Origin of the sequence: Belnapia rosea, assembly GCF_900101615.1 — a bacterium.
Taxonomy (GTDB): domain Bacteria; phylum Pseudomonadota; class Alphaproteobacteria; order Acetobacterales; family Acetobacteraceae; genus Belnapia; species Belnapia rosea.
In genome coordinates, this window is record NZ_FMZX01000021.1 from 19,084 (window position 1) to 42,360 (window position 23,277).

The following is a 23,277-nucleotide window of genomic DNA, read 5'->3' on the forward strand; positions in this document are numbered from 1 at the left end:
GTGATCGAAGTCGGTCATGGGCAAGACGCAGATGCCGCTGACCGAGGTTGAGGACGCTCCTACGATTACTCGTATGAGTGTGCTTGAGAAGCCGGTGGAGGTGATCACCCGCGGCGAGCGGCGGCGGGTTTGGACGGACGCGCAGAAGCGCGACATCGTCCTGGAAAGCCTGGAGCCGGGCGGCTCGCCGGTTGCGGTGGCGCGGCGGCACGGCGTTGGCACCGGCCTGCTCTACACTTGGCGTCGGCAGATGGTGGAGGGGCAGCTCAAGGCGTTGATGCCCGCGGCGCCGAGCTTCGTGCCGGTCGCCGCGGTGCCTGACGGCGCGGTTGCGGCAGTAGATCCGCCGGTGCCGGAGGCGCCATGCTCAGCTGCGAGACCCGATGCCGCACCCGCCCCGATCGAGATCGTGCTGCCTGACGGCGTGATGGTACGGGTGAGTGCGGCGGTGGAGGCGGCGGCGCTGCGCCGGGTGCTGGCCGCGTTGGGGCGGCGATGATCGCGCCGCCTGCGGGATTGCGGATCTGGCTGGCCTGCGGCGCCACCGACATGCGCAAAGGGATGACGGGCCTGGCGATGCTGGTGCAGCAGGGCTTGGCTGAGGATCCATTCAGCGGGGCGGTGTACGCCTTTCGTGGCCGCCGAGCCGGGCTGATCAAGCTGCTCTGGCACGATGGGGTTGGCCTGTGCCTGCTGACCAAGCGGCTGGAACAAGGCCAATTCCCTTGGCCGACGACCGCCACGACAGGATGCATCGCCTTGTCGACGGCGCAGCTGGCGGCGCTGCTCGATGGCTGCGAGTGGCGCGCTCCGGTGGCGCGCCGCAGGCCGGAACTGGCGGGGTAACAGCGCTGCGATTCGGTCTGAAATGGTAGGCCCGACGCGATGGCCTTTGGCATCATCCGGGCGTGCAGATCGACCTCGACACGCTGCCCGATGATCCCGCCATCCTGCAGCAGATGCTGCGGGATGTGGTGCACCAGCACGGCGCGTTGCATGCCGAGAACGACAAGCTGCGGCTGCTGATCCAGCGCCTGCTGCGGCAGCAGTTCGGTCGCCGATCGGAGCAACTGAGCCCGGACCAGCTGCAGCTCGGGCTCGAGGATCTCGAGCAGAGCGTCGCCGAGAACCAGGCCGGGCAGGACGCGGCGAAGGCCCAGCAGGGCCGCCGCCCGGCACCAGCCCGGCGCAACCACGGTGCCCTGCCGGAGCATCTGCCGCGCTACGAGGTGCTGGTCGACGTCGAGCGCCGCGACTGCCCCTGCTGCGGCGGCACGCTGCATGCCATCGGCGAGCTCCGCACCGAGCAGCTCGACATCGTGCCCGCTCAGCTGCGGGTCCGGGTCACCCGCCGCCCGCGCTACGCCTGCCGGGCCTGCGAGAGCGCGGTGGTGGTGGCGCCCGCGCCGGAGCGGCCGATCGATGGCGGTATGGCGACCGAGGCGCTGATCGTGCATGTGCTGGTGAGCAAGTTCTGTGACAGCCTGCCGCTCTACCGCCAGGCGCAGATGCTGGCGCGGCAGGGCATCACCCTCGACCGCTCGACGCTCAGCACCTGGGTCGGCCGGGCCTGCTGGTGGCTGACCCCGCTCTATGACCTGCTGGTCGGCACGGCGCTGTCCGCGGCCAAGCTGTTCGCCGATGACACGACATTGCCGGTGCTCGACCCGGGCCGTGGCCGGACCAAGACCGGACGGCTCTGGTGTTACGCGGTCGATGACCGGCCATGGTGCGGCCCAAGCCATCCGGTTGCGGCCTACGTCTACACCGAGGATCGCAAAGGCACCCGCCCAGCCGGGCATCTTGCAGCATTCCGCGGCGTGCTGCAGGTCGATGGCTACCCTGGGTTCAAGCGGCTGGCGGGCGATCGCGCCGACGCCTCGGTCGGCCTGGCGTTCTGCTGGGCCCACATGCGGCGGTACTTCTACGAGTTCCACACCTCCACCCAATCGCCGCTCGCGGCCGAGGTGCTGGCGCAGGTCCAGGCGCTCTACGCGATCGAGGGCCAGATCCGTGGCCATCCCGCCGAACATCGACGACAGGCGCGGCAGGACCGCAGTCGACCGATTGTCGAGGCCCTGCATGCCTGGCTGCAGGTCCACCAGGGCCGTGTCTCCGCCGCCTCGGACCTCGCCAAGGCCATCCGCTACGCCTTGCGGCATTGGCCCGGCCTGACGGTGTTCCTCGACGATGGCCGGGTCGAGATGGACTCGAACGTGGTCGAGCGCGCCATCAGGCCCGTGGCCCTCGGGCGCAAGAATGCACTGTTCGCCGGGAGCGATGGCGGAGCGCGGCACTGGGCGATGGCCATGACGCTTATCCAAACCGCCAAGCTGAACGGCGTCGACCCGCAGGCCTGGCTTACCGACGTGCTGGAGCGCGTCGTCTCCGGCCGGACCAAAGCCACCGAGTTGGAAACCCTGTTGCCGTGGAACTGGACGCCCAGTAACTCGGCCGCGGCACCCGCTGTCGCGGCGTAGCCGCCGAGCTCAACCAGCCCCCACCGTCAATGCAACTCTGCCCATGCCGCCGCCGCGACGCTTACCCGAATGCGACAGGGCGCCGTGGTACGGCTCCGCATGGGAGTCCCTGATGGCCATAAAGGCTTCGACCTTTCCAACGAGGTCGCGGAGAAGGGCCTCATCCCTGCAGTAGCGATGGTGCCAGAGTGCCTTTTCTTCGGCCCAGGTAAGGCGCTCCAAGTGTTCCGCATGGAGGTTCGCCGCCACAACGCGGCGCTTTCTCCCTGCGGTGAACATTTTGACGTCGGTGACCTTCACGAGGATTGCTTGGCTCTCCTCGTTCAGGAGGAGGTCGTAGCGCTCGTCCGGCTTCGGCTGAGGAACGTCGGAGGTGGGTGGCGGATTCCACAGCAGTTCCCTCAGCCTGTCGAGCAACGCCCCAATCATTCGATACTCGCCCCTACGGCCTTAATCCTGCTCGAAAGAGGCCCAGCCTCTTGATGAACTTGCCCCCGACCTTGGAGCAGTTGGAGTGAGAAAATTTGTTCGTGGTGGTCCGTTTCGCTTAGGATGATGCGAGCCTCCGCTCTATGTCAGGACCCCGGCCCGTATCTATCACGCGCTTAACCTGCATCGGGTGCCAGGCCAGCCCACCGGCCGGCGCTGGCACGCCGCGCGCGGTGAGCGCCATAGCGAGCTCGCGCAATGTCTTCGCGCCTGCACGTCGCGCGGCTTCGACATAAGGCAGAACATCGGCAGCGCGGGCGCGCGACATTTGCTGTTTTACCGCCGCCGCTGCGCGCGCTTGGTCGGGCGTACCTGCGCGCAGGCGCGGGTTACCGAGCACAACGCCCCGCGTTTTCGCCATGCCCAGCGCCGCGCGCGTCCGCTGGCTGATCAGCCCGGCTTCAAGCTCGGCGACGGCAGCCATTTGCGTGACGAGAAATTTGCCCACTGGGCCAGGTGGCACCATCGGCAAATCGCAGAACACCACGCCTCCTTCACCGCTTCCCTCTACGACTCCAAGGAGGAAGCGCGCATTGCGTGCGAGGCGATCTAACTTGGCGATCAGCAGCGTCGCGCGCTGCGCGCGGCAGGCGGCGAGCGCCGCGGCGAGCTGCGGCCGGTCGTTCCTTTTGCCGCTCTCGACCTCTTGGAACTCCGCAATCACCTCGCCCCCGCCGGCGACGTGCCGGGCCACTGCCTCGCGTTGGGCGTCGAGACCGAGGCCAGAACGCCCCTGACGCTCGGTGCTCACGCGGTAGTAGGCGACAAAGCGCGACGTAAGATCCGGACTGGACGGCGCGGGCCGCTGGACAGGCGTTGCAGTCGTCGTGCGCACGCCCGCTTACTCTGCCCGAAGCCACGCCGGCACGGGCAGAAGCGCTTCTTCGGCTCCTCGCTCGACGAACGTGTCGCGCAACTTGCGCAAGTCCTCCAGCATCCGGAACTGGAGCGGCGTAGCGGTCGCCGCGTCCCACACTAGGCCGAGCGCCCCAGATGTCAGAAAGGCCTCGGGAACAGCGGTCGCGCGCAGGGCAATGTCGCCGCGCAGCGCAAACCAGAGCAAGTCCAACAGGCGCCTAGCATTCTCCTGCACCGCCGGCCGACTCGGCGCCTCTACCAGCACGGCCGCCGCTCCGCGGACGGCCGACGCTCGCCAGAGTGGCCCATTAGGATCGAGGAGCGCCGTCCGGTCCAGATCGGAGCCGTCCATGCGCAGCAGCTCCTCTACCCCGCCTCTTTGCTCAAGGCGGGCCAGCGCCTCTGTACCGTCCGGGGCAAGGCGGGTCCGCAAAGTGGCGCGCAGGCGGCTCTCACCGCCCGTTACGCGCTGTAGAATCCCCTCTGCGCTTTCGACTGCCTCAATGTAAACGCGCTGCTGCGCGCCGGCGGAGTCGGCCCATTTCGAGAGGAGGGTGAGCTCCCGTGCTCGGGCCTCGGCATCCGCCGTGTTGCGCGCATAGCGTTCCCACTGGCTGGCCGCGGACAGTAGCGCCGGGAACGCGATGGCCCGCACGTCTTCTGGCGGGAGGCTGGGGAGTCCGTCATCGGCCAATGTGCCCAAGAGGGCCAGGCTTGTCCCGGCCTCGGCAAGGAGCTTGGCATGCTCGGAGGCAAGCATGGTGTCGGCGGCAATGCCGAGCGCGCTGCTGTAGCCAGTGCACAGCGCGAGGATCAAGGTTACTGCCAAGCCTCGTGCGGTGACGCCCCTCTGGGTGGCCTGCTGCCCAACCCATTCGGCAATGCCTTCCGCAGATGTGCCTTCGCGGAAGAGCTGGAGGACGTTATCGTGGTCAGCCCAAGTGGCACCTTCCGACGCTTCGGTCAAAAGCCGCACCGTGCGGTAGACCCTACCAGAGTCACTGATACCAACGTCCTGCAGCCAGACGCCGCATAACTGCAAGATGTTGTCGGTAGACATGCCTACGCGAGGGATTGCGTACCGATCAAGCAATCCCGAGACGCGCTCGCGCTCCTTCTGCTCGCCCTTTTCCTTATCCATCAAGCGTTCAAGTTGACGGTTACGGCGTGTGATGCCGTCGGAGCCGAAGGCGTTGAAAGTGTCCTCGACGTAGGCGTGGAAGAACGCCTCGTCCACCTCGCGCAGGAGGGATGCGCAGATGGCGGACCGCCAGTCGAGCTCGTCTTGGCGGTGTCGGCGCGCCTCTTCCTCCATCAGCGACAGACCGCGCGCCAGAGCTTTGAGTTGCCGCGGATTGGGCGGCAGCACCTCTTCGAGGCCGGCCGCCGCGCCGTGCGGCACAAAGGGGCACGCGCGCGCTGTCTCGGCCTCGAACAGACGGCGCCGTTCGGCTAGACCGATTGCCGGGAGCCGGACGCGGAAGTCAAGAATCTTGTCAAGGAAGCGCCGCCCATCGCCCCAAGCCTTATTATACTCCTGGAGCGACGCAGCTACGACATCCTCATCGAACGGCAGCAGGAAGGAGTAGCCCGGCAGGTCGAGAACGTCGCGCAGCGCGAGGAGCAGGCCGGGCAGCAAACGCGGATCGGCGCGGTCGAGGTCGTCCAGAATCACCACCACGCGCCGATCCGGTCCGAGCGCCGCACGCACCTCTTTCAAATGCCCAGGGCCGATCTCTAAAAATTTCGTCGCGGCCGACTGGATCGCCTGGGTAGCTTTGCTGGCCTTCGCAGCTTCGGCCAAACGCCTTGCCGCATCACGGCCGGTGACAAACGCCCTGAGTCTTGTCGTCGCTTGCGGCTCAATCTTGCGCGCGTCAGCCGCTTTCAGGACGGCCGACGCTAAGCCAGCCCAGAGATCTTCGGCCGTAGCCGACGCGGTGGGCGCGAACCATGCCACCAAGTGGCCGTCGCCTTCGACGAGGGCTTTTGTCCATCCAGCAACAGTGGACTTGCCCTCCCCCCAGTCGCCGAGCAGTCCGACCCGGACGGACCAGTCGGCCGGTGTCCCGGTTAGCAGGCGGTGCAATCGCCGGGCCACGTGCCGACGTTCGAGGAGGTCGTCAGCGGCGTCGTCCAATGCCGCGTCGTAGCCACCCATTGCCGTCATGGGACAAAATTCTTAGTTTGGTCGAGCATCGTCCATACGATGCCTTCAATCATGAATTTTGTCACGGATCCAAACGAGCGTTTGACGGTCCGTGACAACGCAACGATAGTCTCTCAAGCCATATTCTCCATATTCTCACGAATTAAGTAGCAATATGCGTCTGGTGCATTTTTACTTTTAATACGTTTCGATACGTGTGAGGGTGTCGGCAGGGCGACGGGATCAAAGGAGGCATCGATGGACACCCACCACGGGCGCAAGCGGGCATCACAGCGTGGCTACACTGGCGACCTGATCAAACTCATCCGCAGCTACGGCACCTTCGAAGGTGACCGCCAGATTCTGGACCGGCACGAGATTGCCGCCTGTTTGGAAGCCGTCGCCCGCTTCAGGGCAAAACTCCTGAAGCTGCTCGACAAAGGTGGAGGCATTGCCGTGTTCCGCGAGGACGACGCTCTAATTACAGTGTTCAGCCCAGACACCTATCGACGTCCGCGCCGAAGCCAACGTGCTCGCCGCCTGCGTCTGGCTTGAGACGATGATTCCGCTGGATCTGAATCTGAAGCAGCGTCGGCTGGACGCAAACCTTTCTCAGGCTGCACTCGCCAAACGCCTTGGCGTGACCCAGAGCCAAGTGCTCAGGTACGAAGCTGAGCCGGACAACGTGCCGGCACGTGTGCTGCGGGAATGGCTCTCCGCTTGCGGAGAGATGCAGGCTACCCGCGGTCTGGACGTCGGCACCCCCTATGCTGGCTTACCCGAAGGCCTCGCCTCTCTCGCGCTTTACGCTCGCAACCAGCCAGCTTTGGACGAAAGCGATACCGTCAGGCCCGCAATCGGCATTGAGGATCTTATAACGGCGCTCGGCGAGCGTGGCCGCAAGCCGCGACTGCTCCTGTGCGGCAGATACGACGCTGGTAAATCACGCTTGGCCAACGCGCTGATGGGCGCCGATCGGCTCCCCGCATCCTACCAGCCGGCGACCCGTATCGTCTGTCTGGTGCGCCACCTGGCCGACAAGCCAGCCTGGCAACGCGAAGACGTCTGGATCATGGGCGAGGGCTTCGACCTGAACCGCGTCGAAGAGGAAAAGCATTGCGAGGACCATCGCCTTGTCGCAGGAGATTTCGAGACACTTGCGCGTTTCGGCACGCACAAAGGGCGCCGCGATGCCGCCCTGGGTGAACCAGTTGCCGCCCTGGTCTATGTCGATGCTCCCATTCTGCATGCGTGTGACCTTATCGACACTCCTGGCCTGTCGCATGATGAGAGAGACAATGCCCTCGCCAGCGCGGTGTTCGCCCGCGGTGATGTTCTAGTCTACCTGTCGCCTCTGACGGGCTTCATGAACGGCGAGGACCTACGCGCTCTCGGCACGCTCATCGAAGCGCTGCCGAGCAAAGATGGCGAGGCGCCGCTCCGTGCGCTCGCGGTGCTCGCCACCCATGCGCATATCGGAGTGACCGACGCCGAAGTGGCAGGTGCGCTCGATGCGGGCGCCGCTCGTACGGCCAGAGAATTAGCTCCGTTGATTGACCGACGCGTCGAAACAACTGGTGAGGCTATCGATGAAGTGGCGCTCCGCGCCAGATTATTCCCCTGGTACGTCGAAAGCGCGCCCCGACGCGACGCCTTCGAACGAGATACCCGTGAGCTCCTCGGACAGACCATTCCGATTTTCGTGCAAAGCCAGCTCGACCACACGGTAACAGCTTTTCAGACGCAGGCGGACGAGGCCTATGGCCGCGAGGCCGAGCATCTTCGCGCTCTGCTTCAAGAGCGTGAGCATGCTGAGGAGCAACTCCGCGCCATGCAGGCCGCCGAGCCCGAGCGTCGGCGTCGGCTGCAGGAACAGCAGCGACGGATCGAGGCCCACATTACTCAGGCAAAGACGCAGACGCGTCTCTTCATCGAAGAGACGATTAGGCCGATGCTTTCGGAAGATCGATTGCAAGAGCTGATTGAGGGGCGCTACGACGAATCGAAGCTGGCGGAGCAGCATGCGGCGAATGCGGTGCTCGTCGATATTCGGGCCGAAGTCGAGCGGATTATCGCCGTCAGAGCCGAAACCCTTGCTGCCGACGTAGAGGCGTTCCTCGGCGAATATGGGCGACCGACGGATGTGAGCGTCGGTCCGATTGATGTCCCGTTCGATGCGCGTGCCGCCTTCATCGGCGCGCTTGCCGCTGGCGGCGCCTTCGGAGCGCTGTCCACTTGGGCTGCCGTAGCTGCCGGAGGCAGCAATCTCGGAGCCTACATTCTCGTGCCACAGGTAGTCGGTCTCCTTGCGCGCCTTGGCATCGGGATCGCTGGCGGCACGGCGACGGGCGTGTCCCTTGTTTCGGCACTGGGCGGTCCAGTTGGCATCGGCATCGGTATAGCCCTGACGATCGGACTGTTCGCCTGGGAAGTCTTTGGTCGCTCATGGCAGTCACGCCTCGCTCGGCAGATCTCGGAGCGTCTGCTGAGCAAGGAGGTCGACGTGGTCGGCAAGGTTACCGAACAATGCGACCGCTGCTGGGACGAGACGCTGCAGGGCTTCCGCGATGCTGCAGCAAGAACTGAAGATGATCACGGCAAGCACCTTGCACGCTTAGCCGCGCCGCTGAACACGCCCCGCGACGCTTTAGAGGCCCGGCTCAAGCGAGTGGAGGCGCGCCGCGCCTTCTTGTCCTTCCTCCCTTGGACCCCGCTTTCGAAGGGTGCGGCCGCATGAGGTCCGCCGTAGACCCCCAACCCGAACGCAACCGCCTAGCCATCACTGGAGATCACATGGACCCGACTGATCCGGCTGCCTTCTGGACCAAGGCCAAGGCCGTGCTGCGCCAAGCTGGCGAAGCCGTGGTGCTGGAGGCCACGAAAGCCTGGTACGTGGCGCAGGATCCAGCAACGCCAACCCATGCTAAAGCCATGCTCTATGGTGCCCTAACATACTTTGTCCTCCCTACTGACGCCGTTCCAGACGCGCTGCCGATCATCGGCTTCAGTGACGACCTAGCGGCACTCAGTGCTGCGCTGTATGCCACGAACACATGGATTACGCCGGGCACTCTGGATCAGGCGCGCGCGTCCGTTCGGCGCCTATTCGGCTAGGGCGCGTCGATGTCGTTCGCATGGTTCGACGATGCTGCTGACTGGGCCGGTCAGGCCTGGGAAGCTGTGGCGGATGCCGCCAAAGCTGTATGTGACGCCGCCACATACGCCGCCGGCCTGCTCATCCTGATGTGGCTGGTGGTGCACCTTGGCCCGATCTTTCTAGTTTGGCTTGCCGGTGCGCCGGCCTGGGCCGTGCTGATGCTGATTTTTGGCTTGTAGGTCGAAGCAACTTCAATCAGCGGCTACATAGGGAAAGAGAGTAGAACAGATGGCTATTCCACCGATCATGGGACAGGCTATGGCCGGTATTGCGGCGCGGGAGGCGATACAGGTCTTTGCCGCCACAGGTGGCACCACCGTTGTAGTGACAGCAACGGGAATCGTCGTGCCAGTCGTCGTTGCTGGCGGACTGGTCGCCCTCACAGGCCTTGGTATTTATGCCGGCATGAAAGTGGGGAGGAAGTATCTTGTTGGGTCTGGATTAAGCCGGCCGGTCTAAACTGGAGAGACCTTCTCAATTTTGTATGTAGCAGTATGGTGCAACCGTAAGGTCTCATGTCCACCGCTGAAGCGGCGCCCGTTTATGGTTAAGCCGAGCAAGTAAGCTGAATCAGCCTGTGCGCACGCCGACATAGGGCAGTGACCGCCGCAGTGTCGGAAGTCCTGCCTTGCAGAACAGCGCGTATGATTAGTTCCGGAAGACACAGACCGAACTTTAGCGCGTCATTCAGTTTGTCAGGAAGCCGCGGGTGCACCGCGTTCGGCTCGATAGATTTGAATGCCGACGCCAGCTTGCTCAAGTCCCGCATCTTCACCGTGACGGTGAAATCATCGAAAGCTGTCGCCGGTAAACCAAGATCGTTCAGGCCCGCCGCAACGGACGCCATCGCGGCGCCGCCGCCAAAGCCCCACAGCACGACGCGCGCTTCGCCGTCCGTCACGAGCGGAAGCGCGTCGGCATCTACAAACTGAAGGCGTGTGCGGATGTCCTCCAATGCCGCCTCGGCACGCCGCGATAGGCGACACCCCGGCAGGGTCCCTGCCACCACGCGTTCGACGGCGTTGGCCACCACACTCGACATCGGGCGACCGGTGCCGAGCCAGCGCGAACGACCGCCGCCCTCGGTAGGCAGGACAGAGACGGTCCGACGCCTCCAGTCGACATCCGTGACCTTCCAGCTTCTGCCGCCGAGCGAGATCACGGCAGGTCCGCTGCCGTACGCTGGTGCTATGCTGGCTGGGTGAACCGAGCCGAGGTCCAGCGCCCCGTGCCGGACGGCCAACAGGAGTGGTTGGCTGAAAGCGGCGACGAGGTCTCCGAAATGCCGGCGACCGAATTCACGTTCGCCAACGGACCCTAGGCCGAGGACGCCGGTGTCTTCGGCGAGGATCCCGTTCGCCAGCATGTGTGCGAGAATGTCGTGACGGTCCGCCTCCGGTATCGCGTCCACCGCTGCACCGAGCCAGAGATCTATGTCCGCGCGCGCCAGGCCCTTCTCCTGGAGGACGAGTGCCATGACCTGCTGGGCAAAGATGTGCGACGGCCGTGGCGGAGCCTTAATCGCTTCTATGATCCCCTCGCGCCAGAGGGTTGCGAGCGCCAGACAAGCTAGCAGCTCCTCGTCGTCGGTGGCCAGGAACAGGCAGTTCCTCGCCGTCCCGCTCCGCCGTCCCGTGCGGCCCATGCGCTGAAGGAAAGAGGCGACGCTCGGCGGCGCACCGATCTGGATGACCCGGTCCAGATCGCCAACGTCCAAGCCGAGTTCGAGAGTGGAGGTTGCAACGATGACGCAGTCAGGCTCGGCGATGAAGGCGGCTTCGGCTTGCCGGCGCTCGTCGAGAGAGAGCGATGCATGCGACACGAAGGTCCTCACGCCCGCCGTCCTGAGCCCGGCCGCGACCTCCTCGACGCGGGTCCGGCTGTCCGCAAAAACGAGCCGCCGCTCACCGCGGTGTAAGCGCGCAATGACCGTGACCGCGTTCCGAACCGACCCAACATGATCGGCCGTGACCTCGCCGTCCGCTACCGGGCGCGTGGGCCCGAGTACCCGCCCGCCCCGGCCCAGTGTCAGCCAATCGAGCAGTTCGGACGGGTTGCCCACCGTCGCCGTTAGGCCGATGCGCTGGATCTGGCGCCCAGTAAGACGCTCAAGGCGCGAGAGCAGGAATAGCAAATGCCAGCCCCTGTCGTCTCCGGCGAAGGCGTGGAGCTCGTCCACGACGACCGAACGGATACCGCCGAGAAGGCCGACGTGATCGAGGCGCGCCGAGATCAGCATCGCCTCCAGGGATTCGGGCGTGGTCAGCAGGATCTCGGGCGGATCCCGGAGCATTCGCCTCCTCGCGGGCTCGCCGACGTCCCCATGCCATAGCCCGACGCGCAGGCCGACGAACCCGGCGTAGCGCTCGAGGCGCGGGGCGAGGTTGTTCAGAAGCGCCTTCAGTGGGCAGACGTAGATCGCCGACACCCCCCGCCAGCCCTCCCCGGCGATGCGGGAGACCAGAGGAAACGCGGCGGCCTCGGTCTTCCCGCCCGCCGTCGGGGCGAGCAGCAGCACGTCCTCGCCGGCAATCACCGGTCCGACGGCCTCCGCCTGCGTGGGCCGCAGGTCGGGCCAGCCAAGAGTGCTGACGATGTGGTAGCGGAGCGCGGGGTGGAGCGCGTCGAAGGCCGCACTCACGGGTCGAGCTCGACGTCGTCCACATCGACCGCACCGGCGGCGGCGCGCTCGGCCTTGGTCATCTCCCGCTCGTCGACCGTCGGCGAGTAGTGCCGGCGCGGGTCAAAGTCGGCGAACTGGTCCACGCGGTCGAGCACCTCGGCGACCAGCTTCCGGAGGTAGAGTCGCGGCGCGACACCCGCCCGCCCGCCGAGGCGTCCCGCGACCCCGCGCGCGAGGTCAGCGACATAGACGTCGTCCACGACCGCGCGAATGCGTGCTTGTTGGGCGCTGTGCTCCGCGAACAGGTCGCGCACCCGCCGCCCCACGGTAGCCAGGGCGTCGAGGTCGAAGCCCTGCAGTCGCACTTGGACGGCGCGCGGGTTGTCGAACCGGGCCTCGGTGGCGAAGTCCGTGTGGAGCCTCTGCGCGAGAGGCGGGAGGCGCTGGACGCCCTGTGGCCCATCGAAGAAGGCCGTCGTACCGGTGACGACAAGGTAGAGGCCTGGGTACCTTCCGGCATCGAGCTCGTCGAGGACCTGCCGCAGCGCGTTGAGGCCCTTCTCGCGCGTGTCGGCGCGCATGCGCTGGAGCGTCTCGGCTTCATCGAGGACCAAGACGAGGCCCGATCGACCGCTGTCGCGCAGGATCGTCAGGAGGCCGCCGAGGAAGTGCATGGCCCCGAAGGCGTCGAGGTCCCCCTTGATCCCCGCCGCACGCTTTACCGCGGCCGCGACGTTCGGCTGGCCGCCAAGCCAGGCGATCAGGCCCTCGGCGAGGCCGGCGTCGTCCGCGAGCAGGGCGCGGCGGTACGCGCGGAGGACGGCCGAGAAGGCGGGCGCGGTCCTGGCGATCGCCGCGAGCCGGCGCTCCATGACCGTCTCGGTGGCCGCGGCCAGCGCCTCCGCGTCGTCGCCGGCGATCCGCCCCTCCGCCAGCACATCCTCTTCCAGAGTGTAGAACCATGCGTCCACGGAGGGGCGCAGTGCCCCCTCGGGGGTGTCGGAGGTCGCAAGGCGCTCGACGAGACGCCGGTAGACGGTCTCCCATCGGTGCAGGGGTGTCTCGGTCTCGCTGACCTGCACCTCGGCCGTAGCGAAGCCCGCAGCACGGGCGCGCTCCTGCAGCCAGCGCGCCATGAATGTCTTCCCCGACCCGTACTCGCCGCGGACTGCCTTAAAGGCCCCGCGCCCGGCGGAGGCTGTTGCGAGGTCCGCGTCGACTGCGGCCTCGAAGCGGTCCATGCCCACTGCGAAGGCGGCCAGGCCCTCGCGGGGCACGGTGCCACGGCGGAGCGCGTCGAGGATCGCGGCCCTGCGCTGGACGCCGATCATCAGCGACCGCCAAGCTCGAATTGCATGCGGAGCAAGGCTTCGTCCAGGACGACGTCCTCGCCGTCCTGGACGAGGATCTGCGCCTGGTCGAGGTTGAGCACCCGCCGCGCCGCGCTCACGAAGCCCGTAAGACGTAGCACCGGTATCCCGAGGGACTGAGCCAGGCCCGGCCTTGTGATCCGGCCGCCCCGTGCCGCCAGTGCCGCCAAGAGCGCGTGGATTTGGTCGTCCGGGGGCGCCCCGCGCCCGGCCAATTTCCGCTGCGCGGCATAGCCCTCCGACTGCAGCAGCGCTTCAATCCAGAGCGGGGCGGAGCCCGTCGGCACCCGCGCCAGCGGTGGTGTTTCGGAAGCAGACGCACCGCTGCGGCTATCCGGCCCGCTGACGAAGAGATCGACCTGACGCGGTTCCGACTTCCGGCGGTTGGGTGGTGGTGACGCGACCTCAGGCTTGCGCGGAGGACCGGGCTCGCCCTCGGCACCGCGCCACCACGCCGGCTCGGCGGGCGGTGCCTCGGTCCAACCGGACGGAGGGTCGCCAGACGAAAGCACGGCAACGGGCACGAGGACTTCCTGCGGAGCCGCTCCTCCGTGGTAGCCACTCCGCCGTGCGGCTAAGCGGAGGCGCTCACTCCATGCCGCGACGATCGTTGTCGCCCCTCCAGGCGCCAAGACGCGGCCGCCCGCGAGCGCGACCTCGCCCTCACCCGGCGGCGTGCCAGCGCTTCGCCACCGGGCACCCGCTCCGCCAGACATTTGGATGGTTCCCTCGTCGAGTACATGGCCGTGGTCACCGGTGACGATGACAATCCGGCCGGCCTGCCGGGCGGTATGCAGAATGGCGGATACCTGGCGAAAGTCATCGGCGGTCCAGGTGATCTCAAGCTGGTCGCTTCCAGACAACTGGGCATCGACCGCGTTGTGGACGATTCCAACAATCTTTTGCTGGTGGTCAGCGACGGCAGCCTGCAGGTCGCCTCCGAGTTCAGGCCCGGAGGCGAGGTCGGCCTTATGGAACAAGCGGGGAGGCTTCCCAGCCCGAGACACCGCGACGAGGCTTGGAAGCCCCGCAAAGCCCGCACGCTCCGCCGTCTGGTCTCCTCGCGTCAGCTTCCCGCAGAGCAGGCTGGCCCGAGAGATCTCGGTGACCGAGGGCAGCGCCGCGGCCCCAATGAACGCACCTCGCCCGTCTGTTGGGGCGAGTTCCGACCAACCCAGGCGCCCGACGGTTTCGGCGAGGTGACGCCAGACCGCAAAGCTGAGGCCGTCGAAGACGAGGAGAAGGACCGGCTTCTCGCGCGCCAGCGGGGCGACCACCGCATCCAGGACGCGCTCGACCGGGAGCGGCACGTCGCCGTGCCCGCCGCCCTGGTTCCATCCCTTCAGAAGCGCCGCAAAGGATTGGTTCTCCGCGTCTCGCTGCGCAGCAGCCGCCTCGGCGATGCGGGAGTAAGCCGCCGCGACTTCCGGAAGCTGATCGCCGCCGCGGACCGCCTGCCGCGCGCGGTCCACGAACCCCCCTTCCAGGGCGTAGCCTGCGGCGGCTTCTGCAAGCGTGCGGAACACGCGTTGCCGCCCCCGGGCAAGCCAGCCCACGATCCTGGCAGCCATGGTCAAGCGTCCGATCCGCGCAGCGTTGTCGCCGGCGCGGTCGTGGCTGGCGACCTCGCGGACACGGTCCCAGGCGGCGCCCACGTCGTCAGCCTGTCCTGTCTCCGCCGCGCGGCCCAGTGCGTCAGCCGCGTCGCGCAGCCTGGCGTCGAAGCCGAGCTGCAAGGCGGGGCTGAGCCCCGCGGCCCGCTCGGCTCGGATGTCGGCCAGAATGGCTGCGGTCCGCGCCTCCGCGGCTCGGCTTGCCGCGGGATCGTCGCGGGCAAGCCGGTCGAGCACCCGACGTCCAGCCTCGGCAAGGCTTCGACCCACGTCGGGATCCACCGGGACACCGCCGACGAGCGGCTCAAGCCGAACGGCGGCGTCCCGGAGCTCGACGCGCGGTGCCACCTCGCCGAACACCACGCCGCAGGCCAGCGCGATCGCTAGGGCGTCGCCGCCCCGGCCTGCCGCGGCCGCGCCCAGAACCAGGGCCGCGGCCGGCCCTCCCTCCACGCCAAGGCGGCTGGCCAAGGCCTGGCGAACGTCGGGTGGAAGCCGCGCAAGCCGGTCCAGGCCGACTGGGTCGAGCGTCCAGGTCAGCAGCGCCGCCGCGTCGCCGCGCCCTTCGGGCAGGCCCAGCACCTCTTCGAGCGCAGCTCGCCATGCGGTGTCGAGGTCCAGGACGCCGCCGGATGCCGGGCGATATCCGTCAGCAGGCACGTGGGCCAGAAGCAGGTCGGCGAGCCACCGCTGCGCCGCCAGTCGCGGGTCGACCGCATGAGCCTTGAACAGGCTCCGCAGGGCAGACCATCGGTCGGTCTGCTCGAGCCGGGCGCGCGGGAATCGCGCGACGATGTCGCCAGCGAGGGCAGCGGCGTCGAGCGGGGTCAGTAGAATCATCCCCTCGGCGTCGGATTCTGCCTCGTTGAGACGCTCCCTCATTTCAAGCTCGGAGGGGCACCAGGCAACGCGGAAGCGCTTTCCTCGCCGCTCGATAGCTTCGGGCCAGTTGCGCTTGACCGGGGAGCGCATGGCGAGGACGCGCGCGCCGGTATCGCGCCGCAGGAGATCCTCCAGCGCGCGTTCGATCTCCGCCCGGTCAGGTGCCAGCAGAGGGCTCAAGCAGCCCCTCCGGACTTCAATCGGGTCAGCCGCCACGAGATCGTCAGCCGGGCGCCAGGAGAGGCGACCAGGCGACCTCTCAGCTCGTCAATCGCCGCCGTCGCGGCGGACGCGTCCAGCACCACCTGCTGGCGCTCGTCGACCACCTCCTCGCCGGGCGGTGGCGGTGGTGGTGGCGATGGGTCGTCTCTGGGCGGCGGCCCATCGCTCGGCTTGGTTTCGGCGAGCAGCCGCGAAGCCCGGGTCTGGACGTCGCGGAGAACGGGCCTGAGTTGCACCGCATGCTCGTCCGCGTCGAGCATCTCGACGAGCTTCTCCCGCAGGCCCTCTGCGGCACCCTTGCGATGGTCGCCCAAGCCAGTACCGGCCTCGATGATGTTCCAGTCGGCCGAGGCCACGGCCTCCCGGACTTCCGACAGCGCTGCCAGCAGACGGCCCACAGCCGCCTCGCTCGTCTCCAGTTCCGCATCGGCTAACGCTTCGACGCGCGCGAGCGGCGTGGCCGCCCCGGCGAGGTCGCCGAGCAGTGACTGGGCGGAGCGCATTGTGGTGAAGCGCGGAGCCGTGGCCGCCACGCCGAACCTCTCCGCCCACGGCCTGAGGTCCTTCAGCAGCTCGGCGAGGAGCGTCCGTTTTGCAGCGCCCTTCTCCTGGAGATCGGCCGCCAACGTCGACAACGTCGCGCCCTTCCGGACCTCGCCTGGCTTCAGCCCGAAGAGGGCCGCGGCGCGTTCGCGCGCCTTGGTCCAGGTCGTCTCGTCGGGGAGAGCCTCCTCACGCAGTTCGACGCTGTCATCGATGCGGTCCAGCGAGATCGTCACGGGCGCGCCGTTGCGGACGGGCGCGCGGTCTGCCTGCGCCGCGAAGGCGAGGATGACGAGGTTCTGCACGCGGGCTGGAAGCCCCATCGGCTTCGGCTCGTCGATCCAGGCGCGGAGCTTCGCCACGGTCAGCGGCCCGCCCCCGGTCCGCGCATGCATCGTGGCGAAGTGGTTGGCCCAGTCGTTGGTGAGCTGAAGCTGCGTCTGGCTCATCACCGCGAGCTTCAGCGGGACGGCGATGGCGCCGAGATGCTTCCGGTCCGACGTGTCCTCGATGAACTTCCGCTGGTCCGGCTCCTGCGCCGCTTCCTGGACGCGATCCAGGACGCGGCGGAGCACGGCGTCCCGCACCTCGGTGTCGAACAGCGGGTGGGCGGGATAGCGATGCTCGAACCAGCGATCCAGCAGCTGCGTCATCGCGGCCTTCATGTCGGCGCCGACCGGCATCTGGGGCACGAAGGTGCCCTGGAGCGACACAAGCCGGTCCTCCGGAGGTACCGGCGTCCCGATGCACCCGTCGTTGTCGTTGCGGATGCCGTAGGCGGTCTCGATGCAGGCGCGGATCCGCTGGTGCAGAGCGCTCTGTTGGCTCCGCAGCACCGCCCGCGCCTGCTCGCGGTCCGAGGCGGACAGCATCCGCGCGGCCTCGTTCAGCCGCTCTCCGGTCCCCGCCAGCAGGAAGTCGATGCGGACCAGCGTGCCGAGATCCTTCATCGCGCGGTCGCTCAGGTACGCGGGCTGCCACACCACGCCGCCCGATGCCCCGTCGTCGTTGAAGTTCTTGGCGTGGGCCAAGTGCGTCGAGGGCGGCCGCCCCTTGGGATCGAAGGGCAAGCCGAGCACCAACACCGGCACGCCGCGCCCCTTCAGGCGATCGGGGCTCACCTCCGCCACCGCCTCGAAATAGAGATCGACCTCCCGCTTCGTGCCGCGCCAGGCGTGCTCATAGTTCACGAAGGGCTGGGCGCCGATGATGGTGCCGTCCTCCCGGATGCCGAGGGCGTCGAACAGGATTCGCTGGAGCTTGCTGCGTCGCTGCCCGTCGTTGTCGGCCTGGGCCGCGTTGGCGAGGATCGGCTCCACGTCGACGCCGCTGATCTGCAGCGACACAATCGGGGTCTGGTCGTCGGTGACGCGGATCTCGCCAACCCGCGTCGCCCACTTCCGTACCTTCTGGAGGACGATACCCCCCTCCCCTCCCGGCACTGGCGACACCACGGTCCCGTGGTTCAGGGCGGCCAGCCGCGGGGCGGTCAGTGCCCGCAGCGCCGGCACCTCCGGCACCAGGGCCGCGAGCAGCAGGGTCTTCAGCAGGCGGGCGTCGTTGGCGAAGCGGCGGGCAACCTGCGCGTCCGTGCGTCCGTCCTGCAGGTCCTGCCAGGACACCGCGTGCTCCTGCTCCAGCAGCGGGAGCAGCTTCAGGTTCCAGAGCTTCTTCGCGTTGTCGAACTCGATCAGCATCCCGTCCGAGAAGGGCTGGTCACCCGTCGCGATCTCGTCCCACAGGTCGCCTACGGGGATCAGCGCCCCGAGGCGGAGCTCTTCCCGCCGCTTCACCAGCAGGGTGAGCATCAGCTTCAGCGCCGTCCGCTCCCGCTGCAGGACCGAGGACGCCGCAATCAGCGCCTGCACCAGGGCGGGGCTGAAGGGGTAAGTCATGCGGAACAGGGCGCGTTCCCCGTCAGATCCCAGCAGCGTGTCCAGCACCGTCTGCCGGGCGCGCATCACTCGCTCGAACTCCGCGTCGATCTCCTGTTTCGCCGTCTCCGACTTCGGCGCGAGGAGGCGCTTCTCGGCGATCACAGGCAGGTTGCGGTCTTCTAGCAGGACCTTATCGAAACGCGCTTCCCAGTATTTCAGCGTGTCATAGAAACCGACGAGCTCCGCACCCGCATGGTTGTCGCCGATCAGCTCGCGCAGGTCGCGCTGCCGGGCCACGAAGGACACGATCGGAATCGGCCGGTTCGCGTCCTGCGCCTCCACCAGCTTCGACAGCTTCGAGCCTTCTTCGTTCACGAACTTGACGTTCTTCGCCATCGTCGCCAGCCAGAGGATCAGCTCGTCGAGGAACAGCACGACGGCGTCGTAGCCGAGCCGCTTCGCGTGCTGGCTCATGATGGCGAGGCCCGCGTCGAGGTCCACGAAGGCCTCGCCGCGCGTCGCCGCTACGCCGGCGTAGTTGCTGAAGTAGGCCTCGATCAGCCGGCCGACCAGGCGCTGGCGTTCCTCGCCCTCCGGCGGCTCGAGCGCCGCAGCTTCGAAGGAGCTGGCGTCCCACTGGTTGCCGAAGTCGCCCCAGCCGTCGTCGCTGGCGGTCGCGCCCTCGTTCAGATGTTGGAAGAAGGCGTCGTCGCCCATCTTGGCGCGGAGGCCGCGGGCGTCCTCGAACAGCTTCTCGCCTAGGTAGAAGCCCGGCGTCGGCGCGGTCGGCTCGACCTTGCGCACATGGGCCGCGTAGCCGCCCAGGATGGCGCTGGTGACGTCCTTCGCCCCGATCATGTGGTAGGGCACCATCAGGAAGCGCTTCCCGCCGAGCCAGCGGTCGTGCTTCGTCACGACGCCGGCGAGCTCCGGGACGCCGCGCGCCTTGGCGTTGCCGGCCAGCAGCAGGTTCAGCACCGCCATGAAGTGCGACTTGCCGGCGCCGAAAGATCCGTGGAGGTAGCAGGCCGCGCTCTTGGCGCCCTCGACCGCGCCCTGGATGAAGCCGAGCGCCTTGTCGAACGCCTTGGCGAGCTCCGTCGTGACGACGTAGCTCTTGATGGTCTCGGCCGCGCCCGCCTCGGTGACGCCGTCCGACAGCTTCAGGACGAAGTCGTTGGTCTGCACCCGCTCCGGGATGGTAATGAGGTCGCGAAGCAGCGGGCGCGTGGCGTCGCTCATGCCGCGGCCCTCCGGGTACGCGTGCGCCGGGCGGGCGCGGGTGGCGTCCAGTTGCGGAGGTCTTCGATGGTCAGGCCGCGCTCGCGCGCTTCCTCCTCAATGAAGCCGGCGAAGTAGTCGCCCATGCGCAGTCCCGTCTCCGCGTCAATGTCGTTGTGCCACTGCCGAAGCCAGGGGACGAGTTCCAACAGCCCGGCCAGCATCGGCAGGAGCCGGACGGAGGGCCAGCCATCCGTGTCCCGCCGTTCCACGTAGAGGGAGGCGAGCGCCCTGGCGCGGGCGAGGTGGTCGTGGCCGGCCCAGAGGATCGGCAGGCTGGGGTCGGCATCGCGGGCGCAGTGAGGGAAAGAGACGAAGCGTTCTTTCGGCACGTCGAGGCCGCCGCGGAGCCCCCAGAAGGTCGCGGACAGAAAGTCGGGCGTGCGGTACTTCGGCGGCACGGGGATGTCCCCGACCTCCGCCACTTTGCGGCGCTTTGCCTCCGCCGAGATGGCGGCGTCGGCTGCCTGCTGCACGGCTTCGGCGGCGACGCCGGCTACCATGCGGGCGGCGTAAGCCTCTGAGGGTTCGCCCTCGCCGCGCGGGTTCTGCCGCGACCACGCCGCACGAAGGAACTCGTCGCGGCGGGCGGCGAGTTCCGCGTCGATGGCGTCCTCGGCTCGCTGCTTCTCCCAGGTCGCTTCCCAGTCGGCGCGCTTGCGCAGGCCGGTCTCACTGTAGCGGAGGGCGGCAAGGAAGGGCGCGGATTCAGTCGCGGCCAGCTCCGCCACCAGCGCTTCGAGGTCGAAGCCCACGCGGCCGACATAGAGCTCCGCGACGGACTGAAACTCCGCATCGGCGCGCGTTGCGTCGGCGAGGTTGCGGGTGGTGACGATGCGCGGGTCGGCGGCGTCCCAGAAGCGCGGGTCTTCCAGCCGGTCGAGCAACCAAGCGCGGAGCGCGCCTTGCTCCATCTTCTCCCAGGGCTCGGAGGACCAGCGGCGCTTGTACTCGGGCCGCTCGATCAGGCCGATGGTGGGATCAGACTCGATGAGAGCTATGCGTTTTTCGACGGTGGCACGGTAGTCTTCCGGCCAGTGGACAGGTACGTCGACGATAGCGGCGGCCCGGTGACGCTCAAACCAAGCAGTTTTCAGGTCACCACGCACAGCGCGTCGCGCCATAACAATTTCAAAGGCACGCTCGCCGACATTGAGTGGTGGCGGGACACCATACTCCGGCGGTGCCTGATGCAGCCCGTAGAGGCCGTAGCATTGCCAATCAATTTCTTCCTGCAATGCAATCGCGCGACGTAGGAGACGCTCATATTGCTGTTTAGAGGTGTCGAGTTCGCTTCGCTTAGGGAGAGTGCGGTGACAGGCTGCTTGCGGCGTGCAGGCCGACATATCCAGAACCACTCTGTCGATTTCGATCGCACGATCACCGACATATTCAGGACACACAGGAAATGATTCAAGACGCGTTGAGGAAATCTCGATAAACTGCTCCCATGCCTCAGCAGTTATTCCGCCACCAATGCCGCGCAGTCCCTTATTGTGACAAGCCTGCTTAAGCCAGAAGCATGCAGCAGAACTGTTGAGAATGGCATTTATTTGTAAATGATCCTCACGCCCATATTCGGGCCGTAACTTCAGAACAGCCGCCTTACTATTGAATATCTTTCCACCGCATCGGTCAAATACAAAATGATTGTGTGTTGATACCACAGGATAAACTATCGTCAAAGGGGATGCGAGTTTGGCAGGATAGAGTTCCTGGAACTCGTACCATTTCAGCCCGCGGTCGACCATTGGGGTTCCAAAGCGTTTGCGACCTTTCAGATACGATTTTGTTGGCCAGAGCGCTCGAAGCGTCGTCGGAATATGCGTTTCGGGTGCAGGCTCGAAAGTCGAAAGGTGGGTCCACACAACGCTGTTAACTTGGCGGATCTGGTAGTCCCTCACCTCTTCGCCGACAACAAACGGATAGGATGAAGCACCGCCAAGGCGATTGATTTGAAAAGCATTTTCAAACACATATGCATCGTCTGCACCAGTGACGGCGGATATGCCTGCGGCCTGAAGATGATGGATTAGGGGTTTTGAGGACTCTTCCATCAATTCCTGCACATCCGCAGCTCCGCCGCCACCAATATTCCAAGGATGGCGAGAAAGTACCTCTCGCGGCGTATCTTCAGAACTGATGAACGTGCTCTCGCTACCTACAAGGTCGGTCTGTGTGACGATTGCTGACCACACCAGCCCACGCGCCGGATCTTCAGGCGCTTCAGGTTCGCCTCGTATGCCTCGAACCGTCCTGACTACTGATCCAACAGGCTCCCGATGCCTTCCGAACATGATCACGGTCGGCGTGCCGTGCCCGGGAATATAGGCTCCGGAGCAGTCCACGACGTGGGTGAGATCCAGTCGCGACAGAACGCCCTCAATTAGCTTCCTACCAAATTCGCGCTTCATAAAGCTGTTGGCGACGATCAACCCGACGAAGCCCGCAGGCCGTTCCCGCGTGCCGCGCTGGGCTAGCCCGAAGAAGCGTTCGGTGAAGGGGGCGCCGAGGCCATACTTCATGTGGCAACTCTCGAAGCGTGCGCGGTAGGCGTCGCGCATCGCCGCGTCCTTTGGCGTGATGTAGGGCGGGTTGCCGACCACGGCGTGGTACTCACGTGCCAGAAGGGCCTTCAGCCCCGCTGCGTCCTCTGCAGAGTAAAAATGTCCAGAGACGTGATCGAAGCCGTCTCCGATTTGCGCGAAGTCACGCTGACGTCCATGCAGCAGGCTATCGCCGACAGCGAGGGACAAGCGAAAGTCTGGTGCGGAAGCCAGGCGCGTTTCACCCGCCGCCTTCAACGCAGCCACCAACAGCCGGAAGCGCGCGATCTCGACAGCGAAGGGGTTCAGGTCGACCCCCGCCACCGCGTCCAGCGCCTTCTGCGCCTGCGCCGCCGGCGGCATCTCCGGCGCGTGGCGGCGCCATTCCTCCAGCAGCCGAGCAAAGCCGCCCAGCAGGAAGTGGCCGCTACCGCAGGTCGGGTCGATCATCCGCACCTGCTCGTGCCCGAACTCGCGGATTGCCGGATCGAGCGTGCGGGATAGGATCCACGCCTCTACGAAGTCCGGCGTCTGCAGCAGGGCGAAGCGCTTCCGCGCCTCCTCCGACAGGTCCTGGTAGAGGTCGCCGAGGAATCGGGTGTTCCAGTCCGGGTCCGCGAAGTCGTGCACCGGCGCGCCGGTGTCGGCCCCGCGCTGGCGGAAGAAGTCGAACAGTTCCTTCGCCCCGTCACCGGAGACAGGCAGCCGGAACAGAGGATTGTGGTCGGGGTCGTAGAGGCCGCGGAGGCCGGGCAGTCGCGCCACCTCCCCGAACATTGCCAGCAGGTACTCGGCGTCGCTGTCCGTCGGATGGGCGCGGAAATGCTCGCGCTGCCGCATCTGGGCGAGTTCCAGCCGCTCACCGGCACCGGCAATGAGCGGCCGGTCCAGCAGGCCGTTGTCCTCAAGGAAGCGGAGGAAGACGAGGGCGAGGATCCAGTGCACCGCCGCTTGGTCCACCGCGGCGCCGAAGAACGTCTCGAAGGTGTCCGCGGTGCGCCTGGTGTCCCGCGCCTCCTGCCACTCGGCCTCGACCGCGGCACGGCCGGCGGAGGAAGCGTGATGGCCACGAAGATCGGCCTCCAGCTTCTTCCTGAGTTTCTTCAGATCATCGAGCAGCCGCTCCGCGTTCACCATCTGCCGGCCCGGTCCCCTGGTATTCGTTGTTGGTGTCGAAATCGCCAGGC

At 66.7% G+C, this 23,277-nt stretch carries 15 protein-coding genes; 7 read left to right on the plus strand and 8 right to left on the minus strand.

All coding sequences use genetic code 11. The annotated features are described in order from the left end of the window. Window positions 1-73: 73 nt before the first annotated feature. The 3 genes from tnpA to tnpC all read left to right on the plus strand — a co-directional run bounded on the left by tnpA (window position 74) and on the right by tnpC (window position 2,480). On the plus strand, window positions 74-499 hold the full coding sequence (gene tnpA, locus BLR02_RS22840; RefSeq protein WP_176849749.1) for an IS66-like element accessory protein TnpA: 426 nt from the start codon (window positions 74-76) through the stop codon (window positions 497-499). Further along, window positions 496-846, plus strand: a complete 351-nt coding sequence (gene tnpB, locus BLR02_RS22845) for an IS66 family insertion sequence element accessory protein TnpB (RefSeq protein ID WP_090570121.1) — start codon at window positions 496-498, stop codon at window positions 844-846. Before tnpA ends, tnpB begins: the two co-directional genes overlap by 4 nt. A 113-nt stretch (window positions 847-959) precedes the next feature. Continuing rightward, window positions 960-2,480, plus strand: coding sequence for an IS66 family transposase (tnpC, locus tag BLR02_RS22850; protein WP_090664788.1), 1,521 nt, complete (start codon window positions 960-962; stop codon window positions 2,478-2,480). A gap of 9 nt (window positions 2,481-2,489) precedes the next feature. On the opposite strand, the gene BLR02_RS22855 is transcribed toward tnpC, so the two are convergent. From BLR02_RS22855 to BLR02_RS22865, 3 genes are all read right to left on the minus strand, one after another. Beyond that, window positions 2,490-2,897: a hypothetical protein gene (locus BLR02_RS22855; protein WP_143018253.1), complete on the minus strand. Its 408-nt coding sequence runs from the start codon at window positions 2,895-2,897 to the stop codon at window positions 2,490-2,492. A gap of 130 nt (window positions 2,898-3,027) precedes the next feature. Next, window positions 3,028-3,804, minus strand: coding sequence for a recombinase family protein (locus BLR02_RS22860; protein WP_090570115.1), 777 nt, complete (start codon window positions 3,802-3,804; stop codon window positions 3,028-3,030). Between the two features lie 6 nt (window positions 3,805-3,810). After that, window positions 3,811-5,988, minus strand: coding sequence for a P-loop NTPase fold protein (locus BLR02_RS22865; protein WP_176849750.1), 2,178 nt, complete (start codon window positions 5,986-5,988; stop codon window positions 3,811-3,813). A 246-nt stretch (window positions 5,989-6,234) separates the two neighbouring features. Between BLR02_RS22865 and BLR02_RS22870 the strand changes: the two genes are divergently transcribed. From BLR02_RS22870 to BLR02_RS22885, 4 genes are read left to right on the plus strand one after another with little or no spacing between them, the layout of a single operon-like run. Further along, window positions 6,235-6,531, plus strand: coding sequence for a hypothetical protein (locus BLR02_RS22870; RefSeq protein WP_090570110.1), 297 nt, complete (start codon window positions 6,235-6,237; stop codon window positions 6,529-6,531). A gap of 4 nt (window positions 6,532-6,535) precedes the next feature. Continuing rightward, the gene (locus BLR02_RS22875; protein ID WP_090570108.1) at window positions 6,536-8,713 is read left to right on the plus strand and encodes a dynamin family protein; all 2,178 of its coding nucleotides are present in this window, start codon (window positions 6,536-6,538) and stop codon (window positions 8,711-8,713) included. Window positions 8,714-8,769: 56 nt separating this feature from the next. Continuing rightward, window positions 8,770-9,090 (plus strand): YkvA family protein, encoded by a 321-nt coding sequence (locus BLR02_RS22880; RefSeq protein WP_218127578.1) that lies wholly within the window; start codon window positions 8,770-8,772, stop codon window positions 9,088-9,090. Window positions 9,091-9,099: 9 nt separating this feature from the next. Then, window positions 9,100-9,312 (plus strand): hypothetical protein, encoded by a 213-nt coding sequence (locus BLR02_RS22885; protein ID WP_090570105.1) that lies wholly within the window; start codon window positions 9,100-9,102, stop codon window positions 9,310-9,312. 368 nt (window positions 9,313-9,680) lie between these two features. On the opposite strand, the gene BLR02_RS22890 is transcribed toward BLR02_RS22885, so the two are convergent. From BLR02_RS22890 to pglX, 5 genes are read right to left on the minus strand one after another with little or no spacing between them, the layout of a single operon-like run. Next, the gene (locus BLR02_RS22890; protein WP_090570102.1) at window positions 9,681-11,774 is read right to left on the minus strand and encodes a DEAD/DEAH box helicase; all 2,094 of its coding nucleotides are present in this window, start codon (window positions 11,772-11,774) and stop codon (window positions 9,681-9,683) included. Continuing rightward, window positions 11,771-13,087 carry a BREX system ATP-binding protein BrxD gene (gene brxD, locus BLR02_RS22895; protein WP_090570100.1) on the minus strand — a complete coding sequence of 439 codons (1,317 nt, stop codon included), beginning with the start codon at window positions 13,085-13,087 and terminating at the stop codon, window positions 11,771-11,773. Before brxD ends, BLR02_RS22890 begins: the two co-directional genes overlap by 4 nt. Then, window positions 13,087-15,801: a BREX-2 system phosphatase PglZ gene (pglZ, locus tag BLR02_RS22900; RefSeq protein ID WP_090664770.1), complete on the minus strand. Its 2,715-nt coding sequence runs from the start codon at window positions 15,799-15,801 to the stop codon at window positions 13,087-13,089. Before pglZ ends, brxD begins: the two co-directional genes overlap by 1 nt. Continuing rightward, on the minus strand, window positions 15,798-19,505 hold the full coding sequence (locus tag BLR02_RS22905) for a hypothetical protein (RefSeq protein WP_090664771.1): 3,708 nt from the start codon (window positions 19,503-19,505) through the stop codon (window positions 15,798-15,800). Before BLR02_RS22905 ends, pglZ begins: the two co-directional genes overlap by 4 nt. Continuing rightward, the gene (gene pglX, locus BLR02_RS22910) at window positions 19,502-23,227 is read right to left on the minus strand and encodes a BREX-2 system adenine-specific DNA-methyltransferase PglX (protein ID WP_090664772.1); all 3,726 of its coding nucleotides are present in this window, start codon (window positions 23,225-23,227) and stop codon (window positions 19,502-19,504) included. Before pglX ends, BLR02_RS22905 begins: the two co-directional genes overlap by 4 nt. Window positions 23,228-23,277: the final 50 nt, after the last annotated feature.

Bases quoted from the DNA above. Each gene is read 5' to 3' on its own strand.
- tnpA (WP_176849749.1), top strand. From the start codon at position 74: ATGAGTGTGCTTGAGAAGCCGGTGGAGGTGATCACCCGCGGCGAGCGG.
- tnpB (WP_090570121.1), top strand. From the start codon at position 496: ATGATCGCGCCGCCTGCGGGATTGCGGATCTGGCTGGCCTGCGGCGCC.
- tnpC (WP_090664788.1), top strand. From the start codon at position 960: ATGCTGCGGGATGTGGTGCACCAGCACGGCGCGTTGCATGCCGAGAAC.
- BLR02_RS22865 (WP_176849750.1), bottom strand. From the start codon at position 5,988: ATGGGTGGCTACGACGCGGCATTGGACGACGCCGCTGACGACCTCCTC.
- BLR02_RS22870 (WP_090570110.1), top strand. From the start codon at position 6,235: ATGGACACCCACCACGGGCGCAAGCGGGCATCACAGCGTGGCTACACT.
- BLR02_RS22875 (WP_090570108.1), top strand. From the start codon at position 6,536: ATGATTCCGCTGGATCTGAATCTGAAGCAGCGTCGGCTGGACGCAAAC.
- BLR02_RS22880 (WP_218127578.1), top strand. From the start codon at position 8,770: ATGGACCCGACTGATCCGGCTGCCTTCTGGACCAAGGCCAAGGCCGTG.
- BLR02_RS22885 (WP_090570105.1), top strand. From the start codon at position 9,100: ATGTCGTTCGCATGGTTCGACGATGCTGCTGACTGGGCCGGTCAGGCC.
- brxD (WP_090570100.1), bottom strand. From the start codon at position 13,087: ATGATCGGCGTCCAGCGCAGGGCCGCGATCCTCGACGCGCTCCGCCGT.
- BLR02_RS22905 (WP_090664771.1), bottom strand. From the start codon at position 19,505: ATGAGCGACGCCACGCGCCCGCTGCTTCGCGACCTCATTACCATCCCG.
- pglX (WP_090664772.1), bottom strand. From the start codon at position 23,227: ATGGTGAACGCGGAGCGGCTGCTCGATGATCTGAAGAAACTCAGGAAG.